The organism is Kouleothrix sp. 19917, from assembly GCF_057073505.1.
Genome location: NZ_CP097099.1, coordinates 3,743,623 through 3,758,607 on the forward strand (window position 1 = coordinate 3,743,623; position 14,985 = coordinate 3,758,607).

General features: G+C 63.8%; 10 protein-coding genes and 1 tRNA gene. 4 read left to right on the forward strand and 7 right to left on the reverse strand.

Annotated features, from left to right (window positions below; translation table 11 throughout):
* The first annotated feature begins 66 nt into the window (after positions 1 to 66).
* The 4 genes from recA (at position 67) to M1P90_RS15330 (ending at position 4,958) form a co-directional block, all read left to right on the forward strand.
* The gene (recA, locus tag M1P90_RS15315) at positions 67 to 1,125 is read left to right on the forward strand and encodes a recombinase RecA (protein WP_483703676.1); all 1,059 of its coding nucleotides are present in this window, start codon (positions 67 to 69) and stop codon (positions 1,123 to 1,125) included.
* Positions 1,126 to 1,209: 84 nt separating this feature from the next.
* Positions 1,210 to 1,887: a regulatory protein RecX gene (locus M1P90_RS15320; RefSeq protein WP_483703678.1), complete on the forward strand. Its 678-nt coding sequence runs from the start codon at positions 1,210 to 1,212 to the stop codon at positions 1,885 to 1,887.
* An 11-nt stretch (positions 1,888 to 1,898) separates the two neighbouring features.
* Positions 1,899 to 2,567, forward strand: a complete 669-nt coding sequence (locus M1P90_RS15325; RefSeq protein ID WP_483703680.1) for an MBL fold metallo-hydrolase — start codon at positions 1,899 to 1,901, stop codon at positions 2,565 to 2,567.
* 696 nt (positions 2,568 to 3,263) lie between these two features.
* Positions 3,264 to 4,958, forward strand: coding sequence for a CTP synthase (locus M1P90_RS15330; RefSeq protein WP_483703682.1), 1,695 nt, complete (start codon positions 3,264 to 3,266; stop codon positions 4,956 to 4,958).
* Positions 4,959 to 5,211: 253 nt separating this feature from the next.
* On the opposite strand, the gene M1P90_RS15335 is transcribed toward M1P90_RS15330, so the two are convergent.
* The 7 genes from M1P90_RS15335 to M1P90_RS15365 form a co-directional block, all read right to left on the reverse strand.
* Complete coding sequence (locus M1P90_RS15335) at positions 5,212 to 6,258, reverse strand: sigma-70 family RNA polymerase sigma factor (protein ID WP_483703684.1); 1,047 nt, start codon at positions 6,256 to 6,258, stop codon at positions 5,212 to 5,214.
* Between the two features lie 399 nt (positions 6,259 to 6,657).
* A tRNA-Pro gene (locus tag M1P90_RS15340) sits at positions 6,658 to 6,734 on the reverse strand.
* Positions 6,735 to 6,918: 184 nt separating this feature from the next.
* Complete coding sequence (locus M1P90_RS15345) at positions 6,919 to 8,925, reverse strand: acetyl/propionyl/methylcrotonyl-CoA carboxylase subunit alpha (RefSeq protein ID WP_483703686.1); 2,007 nt, start codon at positions 8,923 to 8,925, stop codon at positions 6,919 to 6,921.
* Positions 8,918 to 9,709: an enoyl-CoA hydratase-related protein gene (locus M1P90_RS15350; RefSeq protein WP_483703688.1), complete on the reverse strand. Its 792-nt coding sequence runs from the start codon at positions 9,707 to 9,709 to the stop codon at positions 8,918 to 8,920. Before M1P90_RS15350 ends, M1P90_RS15345 begins: the two co-directional genes overlap by 8 nt.
* A 267-nt stretch (positions 9,710 to 9,976) precedes the next feature.
* Positions 9,977 to 11,602 (reverse strand): sensor histidine kinase, encoded by a 1,626-nt coding sequence (locus tag M1P90_RS15355; RefSeq protein WP_483703690.1) that lies wholly within the window; start codon positions 11,600 to 11,602, stop codon positions 9,977 to 9,979.
* Between the two features lie 333 nt (positions 11,603 to 11,935).
* On the reverse strand, positions 11,936 to 13,432 hold the full coding sequence (locus M1P90_RS15360) for a sensor histidine kinase (protein ID WP_483703692.1): 1,497 nt from the start codon (positions 13,430 to 13,432) through the stop codon (positions 11,936 to 11,938).
* 115 nt (positions 13,433 to 13,547) lie between these two features.
* Positions 13,548 to 14,978 carry a carboxypeptidase-like regulatory domain-containing protein gene (locus M1P90_RS15365; protein ID WP_483703694.1) on the reverse strand — a complete coding sequence of 477 codons (1,431 nt, stop codon included), beginning with the start codon at positions 14,976 to 14,978 and terminating at the stop codon, positions 13,548 to 13,550.
* Positions 14,979 to 14,985 lie beyond the last annotated feature (7 nt).

The following is a 14,985-nucleotide window of genomic DNA, read 5'->3' on the forward strand; positions in this document are numbered from 1 at the left end:
GTGTAGTAAAGTTTGAGCACGTAAGGAGTAGCACGAGTGAGTACGCAAAACGGAGGAGCGCCTGCGATGTCCATCTCGCCCGAGAAAGAAAAAGCGCTAGCCGCAGCCATGAGCCAGATCGACCGTAAGTACGGCAAAGGCTCAATCATGAAAATGGGTGAGGCCAGCTCGAAGCTCAGCTTCGACGTCGTTCCCACGGGCGCGATTGCGCTCGACATCGCCTTAGGCGTCGGCGGCGTGCCCCGCGGCCGCGTGATCGAAATCTATGGCCCGGAATCCAGCGGCAAAACCACTCTGGCACAGCATATTGTCGCGCAGTGCCAGAAGCAGGGCGGCGTGGCGGCCTTTATCGACGCCGAGCACGCCTTCGACCCGCTGTACGCCGGGCGCTGTGGCGTCGACACTACCAACCTCTTGGTGTCGCAGCCCGACTTTGGCGAGCAGGCCCTCGAAATCTGCGAAATGCTGGTGCGCTCGAATGCCGTCGATGTGATTGTCATCGACTCGGTGGCTGCGCTGGTGCCACGTGCTGAAATCGAAGGCGATATGGGCGACTCGCTGCCCGGCTTGCAGGCCCGCCTGATGAGCCAGGCGCTGCGCAAGCTTTCCGGCGCGATCAATAAATCCAAAACTGTTGTTATTTTCCTCAACCAGCTGCGTATGAAGATCGGTGTGATGTTCGGCTCGCCCGAAACTACCACCGGCGGCCAGGCGCTGAAGTTCTACGCCTCGGTGCGTATGGACATCCGCCGCATCGAGACGCTGAAATCCGGCCAGGAAGCGATTGGCATGCGCTCGCGCGTGAAGGTCGTGAAGAACAAGGTTGCGCCGCCCTTCCGCCAGGCCGAGTTCGACATCATGGCGAACGAAGGCATTTCGCGCGCCGGCAACATCCTCGACGTCGGCGTTGAGCTTGAGATCATTCGCAAGAGTGGCGCGTGGTTCTACCTGGGCGAAGATCGCCTTGGCCAGGGCCGCGAAAACGCCAAGTCCTTTCTGAACGAAAACCCGGCCCTGGCCGACGAGATCGAGCGCCTGATCCGCGCCCAGGCGATGGCCGTGCCGGTTGCGCCAACCCCCGAGAACGGCGACGATGGCGACGAAGACGGCTTGTTCGAGGAATAAATCCCTCTGACGTGTACGAATATGAGTTTTGCGTGCTAAATGCCTGTGGGCGCAGCGCGCAAAACTCATATCGTATTTTATGCTATGCCAAGTGGAAAAATCACCAGCCTGCGCGCGCAGGTGCAAGACAATCAGCGTGTCAATGTGTTTGTGAACGGCGCATTTGCACTCGGCGTCAGCCTCAACACGATCAGTCGGGCGGGCTTGTTCGTTGGGAAAGAGCTGAGCGAGGCAGAGTACGCCCAGCTTGAAACACTCGAAAGCAGCGACCGAGCCTACCAGGCCGCGCTGCGCTTTCTGGAAGCGCGCCCGCGCTCTTCTGCCGAAATACGCACCCGCCTGGAGAGCAAAGACTTCGCGCCCGAAGCCATCGACGCCGCGCTCGCCCGCCTGACGCAGCTTGGCATGATCGACGACGCAACCTTTGCGCGTCTGTGGGTCGAAAATCGCCAGCTCATGCGCCCGCGCGGCGCCAATGCCCTGCGCGACGAACTGCGCCGCAAAGGCATCGACGCCGACACTGCCGCTGCGGTGCTCAGCGACGACACGCGCGAAGACGAAGCCGAGCGAGCGATGGTGGTAGCGCGTGGCGCGCTGCGCAAATACGCCAGCGCGGCTGACCGCAATGCCTTTACCCGCCGCATGGGCGGTTTCTTGCAGCGGCGCGGCTTTACCTTCGATGTGATCCGCCCGATCATCGACACCCTGTGGGCCGAGGTGCGCGGCGATGCCGCAGCCGACGACGACGACGAAGAAGAATAGGAACGAGAACTATGCCAGATATTCAGTACCTTGGGCATTCCTGCTTCCGCCTGCGCGGGCGCGACGGCGTTGTGATCTGCGACCCCTACGATCGCTCGGTCGGGCTCGATATTGGCAAGCCCGCCGCGCATATCGTCACCGTCAGCCACCAGCACCCCGACCACGCCAACGTCGCGGCGGTGAAGCCCATGCGCGAGCGAATATTCTTGATCGACGGGCCGGGTGAGTACGAAGTCGGCGGCATCTCGGTCACTGGCGTGCGCACCTTTCACGACAAGCACAAGGGCGCGGAGCGCGGCGGCAACACTGCCTATGTCATCCACATGGACGATATTGTGCTGTGCCACCTGGGCGACCTTGGGCACGAGCTGACGACCCATCAGATCGACGAGATCGGCAATGTCGATGTGCTGTTCATCCCTGTCGGCGGCGACGAAACAATTGGCCCAGCCGAGGCCGTCAGCATTATCAGCCAGATCGAACCGCGCATCGTCATCCCCATGCACTATGACCTCAACGAGCAGCGCAGCTTCGAGTACGATCTTGCATCCATCGATAAATTCGTCCACGAAGTTGGTTTAAAGGAAGTTAATCCTGAAGAAAAATTAAACGTCACTTCAAACAATTTACCATCAGAAGCGGAAGAAACGCGCTTTGTTATTATGAAGCCTAGTACCTAACCGTTATCTTGTGCAGGCACTAGCCAAATCACCACAAGCAGTGGTATAATTGTGATAAGAAAATAATATGTCGGGTGTACGTGTTCTCATCTGCTTCGCTCGTAGACACGACATTCAGAGGATGCTATGTTCGAAGGGGTCGCTTGGTGCACCCGCCGCATGAGCACTCGCCGGCTCACACGTTTTCGGCACCAATGCTCCCAATTTATCGCCAACGGTGGCAAATCGACGCAAACGCAGCGCCAACTGCGCTTAGATTGCCATCCGGTTCACAGGCGACAATTTCATAGCATAATGCATATGTCCTTACTGAAGAGGAAGGTAAAATAGCCTTCCTCTTTTCTTGTATTTTTGCGTTTGGTTACAGTTCGATTACGGCTATTTTAATATGATCATGTGACTTTTTCGTTCTCGCGCAGTTATAGATCTAAAGAATATGTATTTGCGTTGTGTAAATCAGAAATGTTTCTTCGTTCTTATTATGAGGCAGCGATGTGATCGCAAGATGTTTCGCCTGCGCCCGGCACGACAATAATGGTCGCTGTGCATTTCAGCCTATCGCAACCGTGTACGGGTCAGTTCAATTGGGTCGGTTGAACGACCCGTCTCTTTTTACGTAGCACACTAGTAAGTAGTATGACGATGAAGCACGAACAGGGTCATTCGCTTGACCAGCAAAAAGGAGCGACAGCAGCAATGGCAAAGTACATCTTCGTCACCGGCGGCGTAGCATCTTCTGTCGGTAAGGGCATTACCGTTGCGTCGATTGGGCGGCTGCTCAAAAGCCGTGGGCTGCGGGTTTCCGTGCAGAAGCTTGACCCGTACATCAACGTCGATCCGGGCACCATGTCGCCCTACCAGCACGGCGAGGTTTTCGTAACCGAGGACGGCGCTGAGACCGACCTCGACCTGGGGCATTACGAGCGCTTTATCGACGAAAACCTTTCGCGCCTGAGCAACGTGACAACCGGCCAGATCTACTCCTCGGTCATCCAGAAGGAGCGGCGCGGCGACTACCTGGGCGGCACGATCCAGGTGATTCCGCATATCACTAATGAGATCAAGGGCCGCATCGCGGCGGTTGCACGCCAGTCGAACGCCGACGTCGTGATTGTCGAGATCGGCGGAACCGTGGGCGATATCGAAGGTCTGCCCTTTCTTGAGGCGATCCGCCAGATGCGCAAAGACGTTGGCCGCGACAACGTACTCTACATTCATGTCACACTGCTGCCGCACATTGGCGCAACCGGCGAGGTGAAAACCAAGCCCACCCAGCACTCGGTGATGGAGCTGCGGCGCGTTGGCATTACCGCCGACGTGATTGTGTGCCGCGCCGACCACCCAATCTCCGACGAGATTCGCGAAAAAGTCGCGCTCTTTGCCGATGTCGATGTCGAGGCGGTGATCCCCATGCACACCGTCGAGACGATCTACGAAGTGCCGCTGGTGCTCGAAGAAACTGGCCTCGGCAACTACCTGGTGTCGCGCCTGGGCCTGACCCACGCCGGCACGCCCGATCTGCGCGACTGGCAGCGGCTGGTGCGGCGCATCAAGACGCCCAAGCGCAGCCTGCCAATTGCCATCGTCGGCAAGTATGTCGAGCTGCACGACGCCTACCTGAGCGTGGCCGAGGCGCTGCGCCACGCCGGCCTCGACCAGGGTGTCGATGTTGACTTGAAGTGGATTTCATCGGAGGTGATCGAGCGTGAAGGCCCCGAAGGTCTGCTGAATGACGTGCACGGCATTGTGGTGCCGGGCGGCTTCGGCTATCGCGGCGTCGAGGGCAAAATCGCCACCGCCGACTATGCGCGCGCCAACAACGTGCCCTTCCTGGGCCTGTGTTTGGGCATGCAGTGCGCCACCATTGCCTTCGCCCGCTATGTCATGGATGGCACGCCCGACGCGAACAGCACCGAGTTCGTGCCGCAAACGCCCCACCCGGTGATCGACTTCATGCCCGATCAGCTGGACATCACCGACAAGGGCGGCACCATGCGCCTGGGCGTCTACCCCTGCGTGCTGAAGCCCGGCACCAAGGCGGCGGCGGCCTACGGCACCAGCGAGGTGATGGAGCGCCACCGGCACCGCTTCGAGTTCAACAACAAGTACCGCAGCCTGCTCGAAGAGGCCGGGCTGGTGATCAGCGGGCAATCGCCCGACGGCCGCCTGGTCGAAATCATCGAGCTGCGCGACCACCCGTGGTTCGTGGCCTCGCAGTTCCACCCCGAGCTGCAATCGCGCCCGAACCGCCCGCACCCGCTGTTCTGCAACTTCATTGCGGCGGCGCAGCACACCTTCCGCGAGGGCGAGCAGCGCCCGCTGCCGCTGGAAGAGGTGCTGACCAAGAATGGCAACGGAAACGGCGTGCTCCACGCGATCGGCGCGAAGTAGCAGCTCGTACAGCTTGCGGAGATCCGTTGCTGGTTATGACGAAGGACGAAAGACGAGGCGTAGCTTGGTCACTCGTCTTTCGTCGCAGCAACAACAGGCGTGGTACGTTCTTGGGCAGAAAAAGCGCCATCCCATTTCGAGCCGCAATCCACGCGCCAGCGCCAGCAGCGCAGCCAAACCCCGCCGCGAACGCAAAAGCGCGGGGCATACCCGAGTGGATATGCCCCGCGCTCTCGTTTAGTTCGTGCCGCGCCTACTCCAGATAATCGCGCAGATGCTGCCCAACCTCCGGGGCGCGCAGGCGGCGCAGCGCCTCGGCCTCGATCTGGCGGGCGCGCTCGCGCGTCATCCCCAGCACCTTCCCGACTTCTTCCAGCGTCCGGCGCTGACCATCGGCCAGGCCGTAGCGCAGGTCGATAATCCGGCGCTCGCGCTCGTTCAGGTGATCGAGCGCCGCCGCCAGGTCGCGCCGCAGCAGTTGCTGCGAGGCCATGTCGGCCGGCGTGGGCAGCTCGTCGTCCTGCAAGAAATCGCCCAGCGTATGTTCGCCATCCTCGCCCACCGGCGTCGCCAGCGACACCGGCCGCCGCGCCGCCTCGAGCACGCGCTCAATGCGGTCGATCGGCTGGCCCAGCGCCGTGGCGATCTCTTCGGGCGTTGGCTGGCGCTCAAGCGCCTGCGCGAGGCGCTCGGCAGCGCGCTTGACCTGCCCAACCGACTCGCTCATATGCACCGGCAGGCGGATGGTGCGGCCCTGCTCGGCAATCGCGCGCGTGACGGCCTGGCGAATCCACCACGTCGCGTAGGTCGAGAAGCGGTTGCCCTTGTGGTAGTCGAACTTCTCAACCGCGCGCATCAGGCCAATATTGCCTTCCTGAATGAGGTCGAGCAGCGCCAGCCCGCGCCCCACATATTTTTTGGCAATGCTCACCACCAGACGAAGATTTGCCTGGATGAGATGGCGGCGCGCATCCTGCCCACTCACAATATCGCTGCGCAGGGCGAAGCGCAGCTGCTGGCTCAGCTCTTCAGCCGAGGCCATCCGCTGCACGGCCGCCTTGCCCCGCTCCATTCGTTCGGCGAGATCAACTTCTTCGGCTGCGCTCAGCAGCGACACGCGCCCGATCTCTTGCAGGTAGTGCTGAACAGAATCAAGCGACGGTTCCTGCGGCAGCGCTTCCTCTAAGATATCGTTCGCAAGCTCTTCAACACCAGCAATCGCCTCTACCGTTGGCTCTTCCACCTCGTCGGGGCGCTCGTCGAGTTCCCAGGCCTGATCACCGTTAAACCCACGCTTCATCACTTGGCACCTCCAAGAGACACAGCGCGGCTCCTCCCGCTACGAGAGGAGCCGCGCCCTCGTTATCGTTCTGAGACAGTCGCACTCGACAGTCGGGGGCGAGCGCTGAGCTAAAAAGCCTGTCATCAGAGGGTGCGACACAAGATTGGGGCTTCCGCATGGAAAGCCCTGCCGAGATTATACTCTTCTGTACGAGTTTTGTCAACTATTTTTTGACCTTAGAGTTGCATTAGAAGGATGCAGAGCTTCGGTCGTTCCAACCCCCACAGATTATTACGTTTAACACTACCTGCTTAGATCTATCGCGTGCGCGAGAGCCCAAACAAGCGCCGATATACGACGGTTGAGCAGCAAGATATAGGCCACGGTGGATGGGGAAAAGTGAGAAAATGGTGAGGATGGTCGGGGCGGAGGGATTCGAACCCCCGACCCCAGCGTCCCAAACGCTGTGCTCTACCAGACTGAGCCACGCCCCGACACGCGGTTGATCATACGTGATGCTGGGTTGTTTGTCAAATAACGGGCGCGGCAAAACCGCCTACCGCCTTGCTCCCTGTTCTTAAGACGACCGATGCGCGAAGAATGTTGCTGGCGCTCCGGAGTTGTTTGGCCGGCGCGCCAGCGCCTTCACACTATTCAGTCTCGGCAGGGGGCGATTCGTTACACGGGCGCGGCGGTTTCGTCCAGCTCGACGAGCAGCGCGCCTTTGGCGACCAGCGCACCAGCCGCGCAGTGTACCCGCTCGACCAGGCCGGCGTGTGGGGCGGCAACGACATGCTCCATTTTCATGGCTTCGAGGACGACCAGCGGCTGGCGCGCGGCGACGGATTGGCCGGGCTCGACCAGCACTTTAATGACGGTGCCGGGCATGGGCGCGGCCAGCGAGGCATGCCCGGCCGCGCTCGTCGCGCGCTGCCCAAGCGCTTCGAGGGTGAGGCCGGCGTCGGGGGTGAGGCGGTAGCTGCTGCCGCGCCAGGCCAGCAGCTGTGCAGCGCCATCGCGGGCGCGGGCGAGGTGCATACGCTCGCCGTTGATCTCGAGCAGCAGCTCATCGGGGCGGGCAGCGACGGCGCGCACGGTGAACTGCGCGGAGCCGATTGTGGCGCGCCAGCCCTCGCGCAGGCGCGAAACCAGCACGGTGTGCGCCTGGCCGTCGGAGCTGTAGCGCAGCGGCATGGCATCGCCGAGGGCGCGCCACGGCCCGACCTGCCAGGGATCGGCAGCCTGGGCTTCAGCGGCGGGGCTTGCATCGAGTGTGTCGCCAATCGCAGCGGCGACCAGCACTTCGGCGGGTACGGCTTCATTTTCCTCCAACTCCAACAGCCCCGCATCGTCGAGAAAGGCGGTGGTAGTCGCGCCATCGGCGAAAAGCGGATGCACGGCAATGGCCTGGAGCAACGGCAGGTTGGTGGTGACGCCCAGCACCGCGTAATCGCCCAGGGCGCGGCGCAGGCGGGCAATTGCGGCCGGGCGGCTGGGCGCACTGACGATCAGCTTGGCGAGCATGGGGTCGTAGTGGGTTGTCACTTCGTCGCCGCTCGCCAGCCCAATGTCGTTGCGGATGCCGGGGCCGGCGGGCGGCGCAAACAGCGCGACGCGGCCGATCGAGGGCAGGAAGGTGCGCGGGTCCTCGGCGTAGATGCGCGCCTCGATGGCGTGGCCGCGCTGCGCCAGATCGGCCTGGGTGAAGGGCAGCGCCGCGCCGGCCGCAATGGCGATCTGCAGCTGCACCAGATCGACGCCGGCGACCAGCTCGGTAACGGGGTGCTCAACCTGCAGGCGCGTGTTCATTTCGAGAAAGTAGAAGCTGCCGTCGGCGGCGAGCAGGAACTCCATCGTTCCGGCATTCACGTAGCCGGCGGCATGCGCGAGACGCACGGCGGCCGCGCCCATGGCGGCGCGCTGCTCGGGCAGGAGCACGGGGCTGGGCGATTCTTCGATGATCTTCTGGTGGCGGCGCTGAATGGAACACTCGCGCTCGAACAGGTGCACACAGTGGCCGTGCGCGTCGGCCAGCACCTGGATTTCGACGTGGCGCGGGCGCTCGACCAGCCGCTCAAGAAAGACGGCGTCGTCGCCAAAAGCGGCGCGGGCCTCGCGGCGCGCGCCTTCCAGCGCATCATCGAGCTCGCCAATGTGGTGCACGGCGCGCATGCCCTTGCCGCCGCCGCCCGCGCTGGCCTTGATCAGCAGCGGGAAACCCACGCGCAGCGCCTCGGCGCGCAGGCGGGCGGGCGACTGCTCGGCGCCCATGTAGCCGGGGGCAGTAGGTACGCCCGCCTGCGCGGCCAGCTCCTTGGCGGCGATCTTCGAGCCCATCAGCTCGATGGCGGCGGGCGGCGGGCCAATGAAGACCAGCCCGGCCTCGGCGCAGGCACGCGCAAAATGCGCCCGCTCGGACAGAAAGCCGTAGCCGGGGTGGATTGCCTCGGCACCGGTGGCAAGCGCCGCGTCAATGATGCGCGCGACATCGAGGTAGCTTTGCGCGGCGGGCGCAGGGCCAATCAGCACGGCTTCGTCGGCCTCGCGCACGTGGAGCGCGGTTCGGTCGGCTTCGCTGTACACCGCCGCGGTGGCGATGCCCAGCTCGCGGCAGGCGCGCATGATCCGCACGGCGATCTCGCCGCGATTGGCGATCAGGATTTTGCTGAACGAGTGGCTAGCCATCGGCGCGCCTCACCCAGCTGGCGCGGCGCTTTTCGAGAAAGGCCTGCAAGCCTTCCTGCGCCTCGTCGCCGGCGCGAATGGCGGCGAGGGCCTGCACGACGTAGCTGCGCGCTGCGGCACGGTCGAGCTCCCACACGGCGTCGAGCGCGCGCTTGGTGGCGGCCACGGCTTCTGGCCCGCTGGAAAGCATGCGCGCGGCCAGCGAGCGCACCGTGCGGTCGAGGTCGTCGGCGGCGGTGATGGCGTGGATCAGGCCGATTTCGAACGCGCGCTCGGCGGTGAAGCGCTCGCCGCTGACCATCAGGGCGCGGGCGTGGCTGACGCCAATTTTCGGCACGACGAACTGGGCGATTACGGCGGGGATGAGGCCGAGCTTCACTTCGCCAAAGCCGAAGCGCGCCGTCTCGCTGGCAACGGCCAGGTCGCAGCAGGCTACCAGACCCGCGCCGCCGCCAATTGCCGCGCCATCGATCCGGCCGATCAGCGGCTTGGGCAACTGCCAGGCGGCGTCGAACATGGCCGCCAGCGCCTCGGCGTCGGCAACATTCTGCTCGCGGCTCATGGTGGCGCTGGCACGCATCCAGTTAGCGTCGCCGCCCGCGCAGAACGATGGGCCAGCGCCGGTGAGAATGACGACCTGCACGGCGTTGTTGGCGGCCAGCGCGGTGAATGCGTCGGTCAGCTCGGCGATGAGTGTGGCGTCGAAGGCATTATGCCGCTCGGGGCGGTTGAGTGTGAGCGTGGCGAATGGGCCAGCGATGGCAAGATCAAGCGAGGTATACACAGGGCTCCTTCCTCATTGAAGGCGATTTGATATATCGAGCGCCCAGATTATAGCACGGCGGCGCGATCCTGCGGGCTGCCGCAAGGACAGTAACAGGGCCAGGTCAATGTTGGAAGGGGAACAGATTCTATCCACAGATTACGCAGATTACACAGATATGAGCCTATGGGTCTACCTAATCTGCGAAATACATTTTGGGACTTGGATATGGCGCTGCAAGGGAAGAATGTCGGCATTGCAACGCCCAACCCTGCGCGTTCACGCGCACTAGCCCTCGGCGCGCCGCTCGATTGGCAGCGTGAAAATATAGGTGCTGCCGTTGCTGCCGTTGCTTTCGACCATGACGCGGCCGCCGTGGGTTTCGACCACCAGCTTGCAGAAGGCCAGACCCAGCGCCGGGGCTTTGCGCTCGTCGGGGGTGATGCGCTGCTCGAACAGCAACTCGCGCTGCTGAGGCGTGAGGCCCGGCCCCTGATCGCTGACGCGCACCAGCGCCGTGTCGGGCTGGCATTCGAGATGGACCTGCACGGTGCTGTAGGGCGGGCTCTGGCGCAGTGCATGTTCGAGCAGGTGCACAAAGGCGCGCCGCACGCGCTCGCTGTCGACATTCACCACACTATCGCCGCTATATTCCACCACGACCTGCACGGCACCCTGATGCTGCAATGGCGCAGTCTGGGCGATGCCCGCGTCGAGGATGGGCCGCAGCGAGGCCGGCGCGCGGCGCAGCGCGTTGGGGTTGTGTTCGAGCTGGTTGATCTCCAGCAGGGTCGTCACAAGGTCGAGCAGGCGCTGGCCGCTGCGCCGCGCGCCCACCAGCACGCGATCCGCGCCTTCGGGCAGGTTCTGGCCCAGCGTCATTTCCAGCGCGGTGACCATGGACGTGAGCGGGTTGCGCATTTCGTCGGCCAGCAGGCTGAGCAGCTCGCCGCGCAGACGTGTCAGGCGCGCACGCTCGCGCCGGTCGAGCAGGACGTGCGTGTAGCCTTCTTCGGCAGCAGCGTCGCCAGCGGGTAGTTCGGCAATATCGACAAACTGCGTGGTGGCGGTTGGGCCCATCAGCGAAGATCGCACCTGGTCGAGCCGCTGGCCGAGCAGTTCGCCACCAGCAACTTCGGACCACAGGGCGGCAGCAGTGGCGTTGGCGCGCATGATTTTGCCGGCGCTGTTCACGCCCACCACGCCATCGCTGACGTGGTCGAGCACCATCACGAAATTCTGCTGCTGCGCGGCCTGCGCGCCCAATACGGCATCGCGCGCCTGCTCGGCCAGCTGCTGCTCTTGCTCGGCAGCATCGCGCGCAAGCTCGCGCTGGCCAAGCAGCTCGGCCATATGCGCCAACTCGCCACGCAGCGGGGCCAGCACCAGCGCCAGAAAGCTCAGCGCCACCAGCGTGACGCCCGCGCTCACGAGCGGGCCTGGCGGCGGCAGCACGGGCAGGTCGAGCGCGGTTGGCGGGAATTCGCTGGCGGCCAGAATTGCGCCGGCCAGCGCCAGCAACGTTGCGAGCAGCGTGGAGTAGATTGCGCGGCGGCTGAGCAGCAGGGCGGCCAGGGCAATTGGCAGCGCCGCAAAGGGCAGCATCGCCGGCAGGTAGGCCGGCAGCAGGTAGGCGGCCAGCGCCAGCGCCAGCAGCACAAACGCGACGACCAGACCGCCAGCCAGCGAGTAGCGGCGCATGCGGCTCGCAACATAGGCGGCCAGCAGCCAGCCGCCGCCAAGCAGCAGACCCAGCGCCGGCACAAGAGGAATAGTGCTCGGGCTGATATTGTCGAGGCGCGAGCCAACGCCGGCCAGCACGACGGCCGCCAGTGTGAGGCCAAGCGTCAGCAGGCAGCTATTCAGTACCTGGCTGCGGCGGGTGCGCTCGAATTCGGAAACAGTCTGTACCATGGGCAATTTCCGCATGTAGTGTTTGCTGCGAGCTGCGGGCGTTCGGGCAGGCTCGGTGGAAAATGCATGGCACGCCGCCATAGCTTTCACGCCATGGAGGACCAGGTGCGCCGCCAGCCCGCTCGTACCGTGATTATAGCATCTACGGCCGCATGGCGTCTGGAAGGGCGAAACGCGCGATTGTCACCAAATCGTTAAGGGCGGGGCGAGCGAGCGGCGAGCGCCTGGAGCGGGCGTGCGCAGGCAGGCCGTAGGGACGCCGGATGCGCAGCGCGAAGGGGATGGCTGCGCGCCTGTGGTGGCAGGCTGCGCAGCCGCGTGATGATTATGTGTTCAGCTATGGGGCAGCGCGGGCTGAAGAAATTGTAACGCAGGCTCGGGCTCGATCGCCGGCGCGAGCGGCAGCTCGATTGTGAAATGGCTGCCCGCGCCCTGCTCGCTGGCGACATGCACCTGCCCGCCATGCGCGTCGACGATCCACTTCACAATCGGCAAGCCCAGCCCGGCGCCGCCGCGATTGCGCGAGCGCGCCCGGTCGGCACGGTAAAAGCGCTCGAACACATGCTCGATATGTTCGGGGCCAATGCCCACGCCCGTATCGTCCACGCGGAGCACAGCCTGCGTTTCGGTGCGCGCCAGGCTGAGCGTGACGCTGCCACCGGGCGGGGTGTGCTGCACAGCATTGATGCCCAGGTTGAGCAGCGCCTGCTTGAGCCGGTCGCGGTCGCCCATCACCACCACCTGATCTTCTTCGCCAAGTACGAGCTGAACATCGCCGGCGAGCGGGCGCAGCTCGCGATGGACCTCGAGCAGCAGGGTATCGAGCTCGACGGGCTCGCGCAGAATTTGCACGCCGGCCTCGCTTTGCGCGAGCAGCAGAAGGTCGTTGGCCATGCGAATGAGCCGGGCGACTTCGCGACGCATGTCGGCCAGCGACTCGGCCAGCAGCTCGGGGTCACGCGCGGCGCCGCGGTCGAGCACTTCGAGGTTGCCCTGCATGGCGGCGAGTGGCGTGCGCAGCTCGTGCGACACATCGGCGACAAAGCGGCGCTGCGCGCCAAACAGTTGCTCCAGACGCGCCAGCAGGTCGTTCACCGTGATCGTCAGGCGCTGCAACTCGTCCTGGGCGGGTGGCACCGGCACGCGCAGGCTCAGGTCTTCGGCGCGCACAATGCTTTGCGCAGTGCGCGTGATCTCGTCGATCGGGCGGAATGCCGCGCGCGTGAGCCATGTGCCACCGCGCGCCGCCGCCAGCAGCACGATCACACCGCCGCCAAACAGCGCATAGAACAGCAGCTTGAGCGCCAGCTCGGTGTCTTTCATTGAGCGGGCGATCTGAAACACACCAATCACCTTGTCGCGGAATTTCAGCGGCGTGTACAGCTCGCGCAGGCCCAGGCCGCTGCGATCCATCAGCGGATCAGGCGTTTCGCCCTGCATCACACGGTCGAGCATGGGCTGGTTCGGTTCAAGATTGATCTGGGCATCGGATGAGCGTTTTTCCAGCTCGCCATCCTCGAACAGGTAGGCCTGCACAATCAGGCTGGTGGTTTCGAAATTCTGCACCTGCGGCGCGCGCAGACGCACCAGCCACTGCTCGCCGTCGAAGTAGCCGCGCGGCTGCTGGTTGCTGGCGTCGAATTCCTGCTGGAGCAGCTGGGAACCCAGACGCAGCTCGTTGTCGATGCTGTTGACCAGGGTCTGGCGCACGATCAGGTACAGCCCAATATCCAGAATAATCAGCGCCACCGCAAAAAACCCGACATACGAGATCGCCAGGCGGCGGCGCAGCGGCATTGCCGCAATATAGGATGTGTCGTTGCTCTGCATGCGCCTAGTGTAGCACGCCCGCCGATCGCGTGGGATAAGAAGATGGTGAGATCGGGCAAAACAACGCCGGCGCTGCCCGTGGGCAGCGCCGGCGTTCGTCGGGTGAAGGGTAGAGCTACGGCGCGTAGGTCGGGCGGTAGGCCGTCACAGCCGTGTAGTTCTTGCCGTCTGGCGTGCGGAACATGACGTCGATGAACACAATATACTCGCCGCGCGAGTTGCCAATTGGGAAGCCGATCTCAACAAAGCCGTTGGCATCGGTTGTGGCCGGGCCGTAGGGGGCATCCTTGCCATAGCGGTAGGCCACTGCGTTCACCTTGGCATTCGCCACGGGCGCGCCGTTCACGATCAGCCGCGCGCAGATCGAGTCGAACTGGGTGGGGTCAGCCGGGGCAGGCACCGTCATCCAGGCGTGCGCGCCCTCGGTGGGCTGTGGGGCGCCAGCAGCGCAGCCACCGGCAGGCGCGGGGATGTTCGGGATGACCGGCCCGAGCGGCTGGTAGGGCTTGGTGAAGTTGTAGCGCGGCGCGAAGCTGGTGGTCGTGGTAGCATCGGCCATGCCCGGCGCGCGGAACGTCACTTCGATCCCAACCACCGTGCGGTTTCTGGCCTTGCCAATGTTGAAATCGATCTGGGTCTGGCCATCCGCGCCCGTGGTAGCGACAGGATACGTCACATCGCCGCTGGAGTAGTACGCCTTCGCCGTCACCTGAGCGTTCGCAACCGGCGCGCCATTCACGGTCAGGCGCGCGCAGACGGCATTCATCGTACCAGGCGAAACCGGCTCGGCATCGGCCATCCATGCCTGCGCGCCTTCGGCAGCGGCCGGGGCATTCGCGGGGCAGCTCACAATCTTTTCGGGCTTAGCCGGCTTGGGCGGGCTGTCGGGGGTTTGCTGCGCGTCGGCGTAGGAATCCGCGCCCAGCAGGCCAAGCAGAACATCGTAGGGCGCCTGATTTTCGGGGTGGTATTCAAAGCGCGCACGCTCGAACCACTGCGTCAGGTACTGCTTGCCATCCGAGCTGGTTTCCATGGTGGCTTCGGAGACGGGCAGGCCGAACAGGGCCAGCGACTCGGCCATGCTCTTGCCCTTCTTGTTGCCGTCGAACTCCAGGCCGTGGCTCGACCAGAAGCCCCAGAACTGCGGGGCGATTGCGTGGCCGGTTTCGGCAAAGTAGTGCGGCGCGCTTGGGTCGGCCTTCGGGAAGCTGTACCAGTCGCGGCCCTGCGCCTCAAGCGCCGCCACGCCAATGCGGCCCAGCAGCACATCGTAGGGGCGGGCGTCACCCTTGTGGTACTCGAAACGCGCCCGCTCGAAGTACTGCACTTTATACTTCTGGTCGCCAACTTTCTCGTTGTGGTCAGGCGAAATCGGCAGGCCAAACACCGCCAGGCCGCCATTGTCGGTCCAGAACTCGGCAAAACGGAAGGTGACGCAATCGGGCACTTGCTGGAAGCAGATTTCCTTGGGAGCGGCCTGAGCCGGCAGCGGCATGGCAGCAATAAAGAGGGCAATGAAACAGCACGCAAAAATCAATCGTCGCACAAAGTTC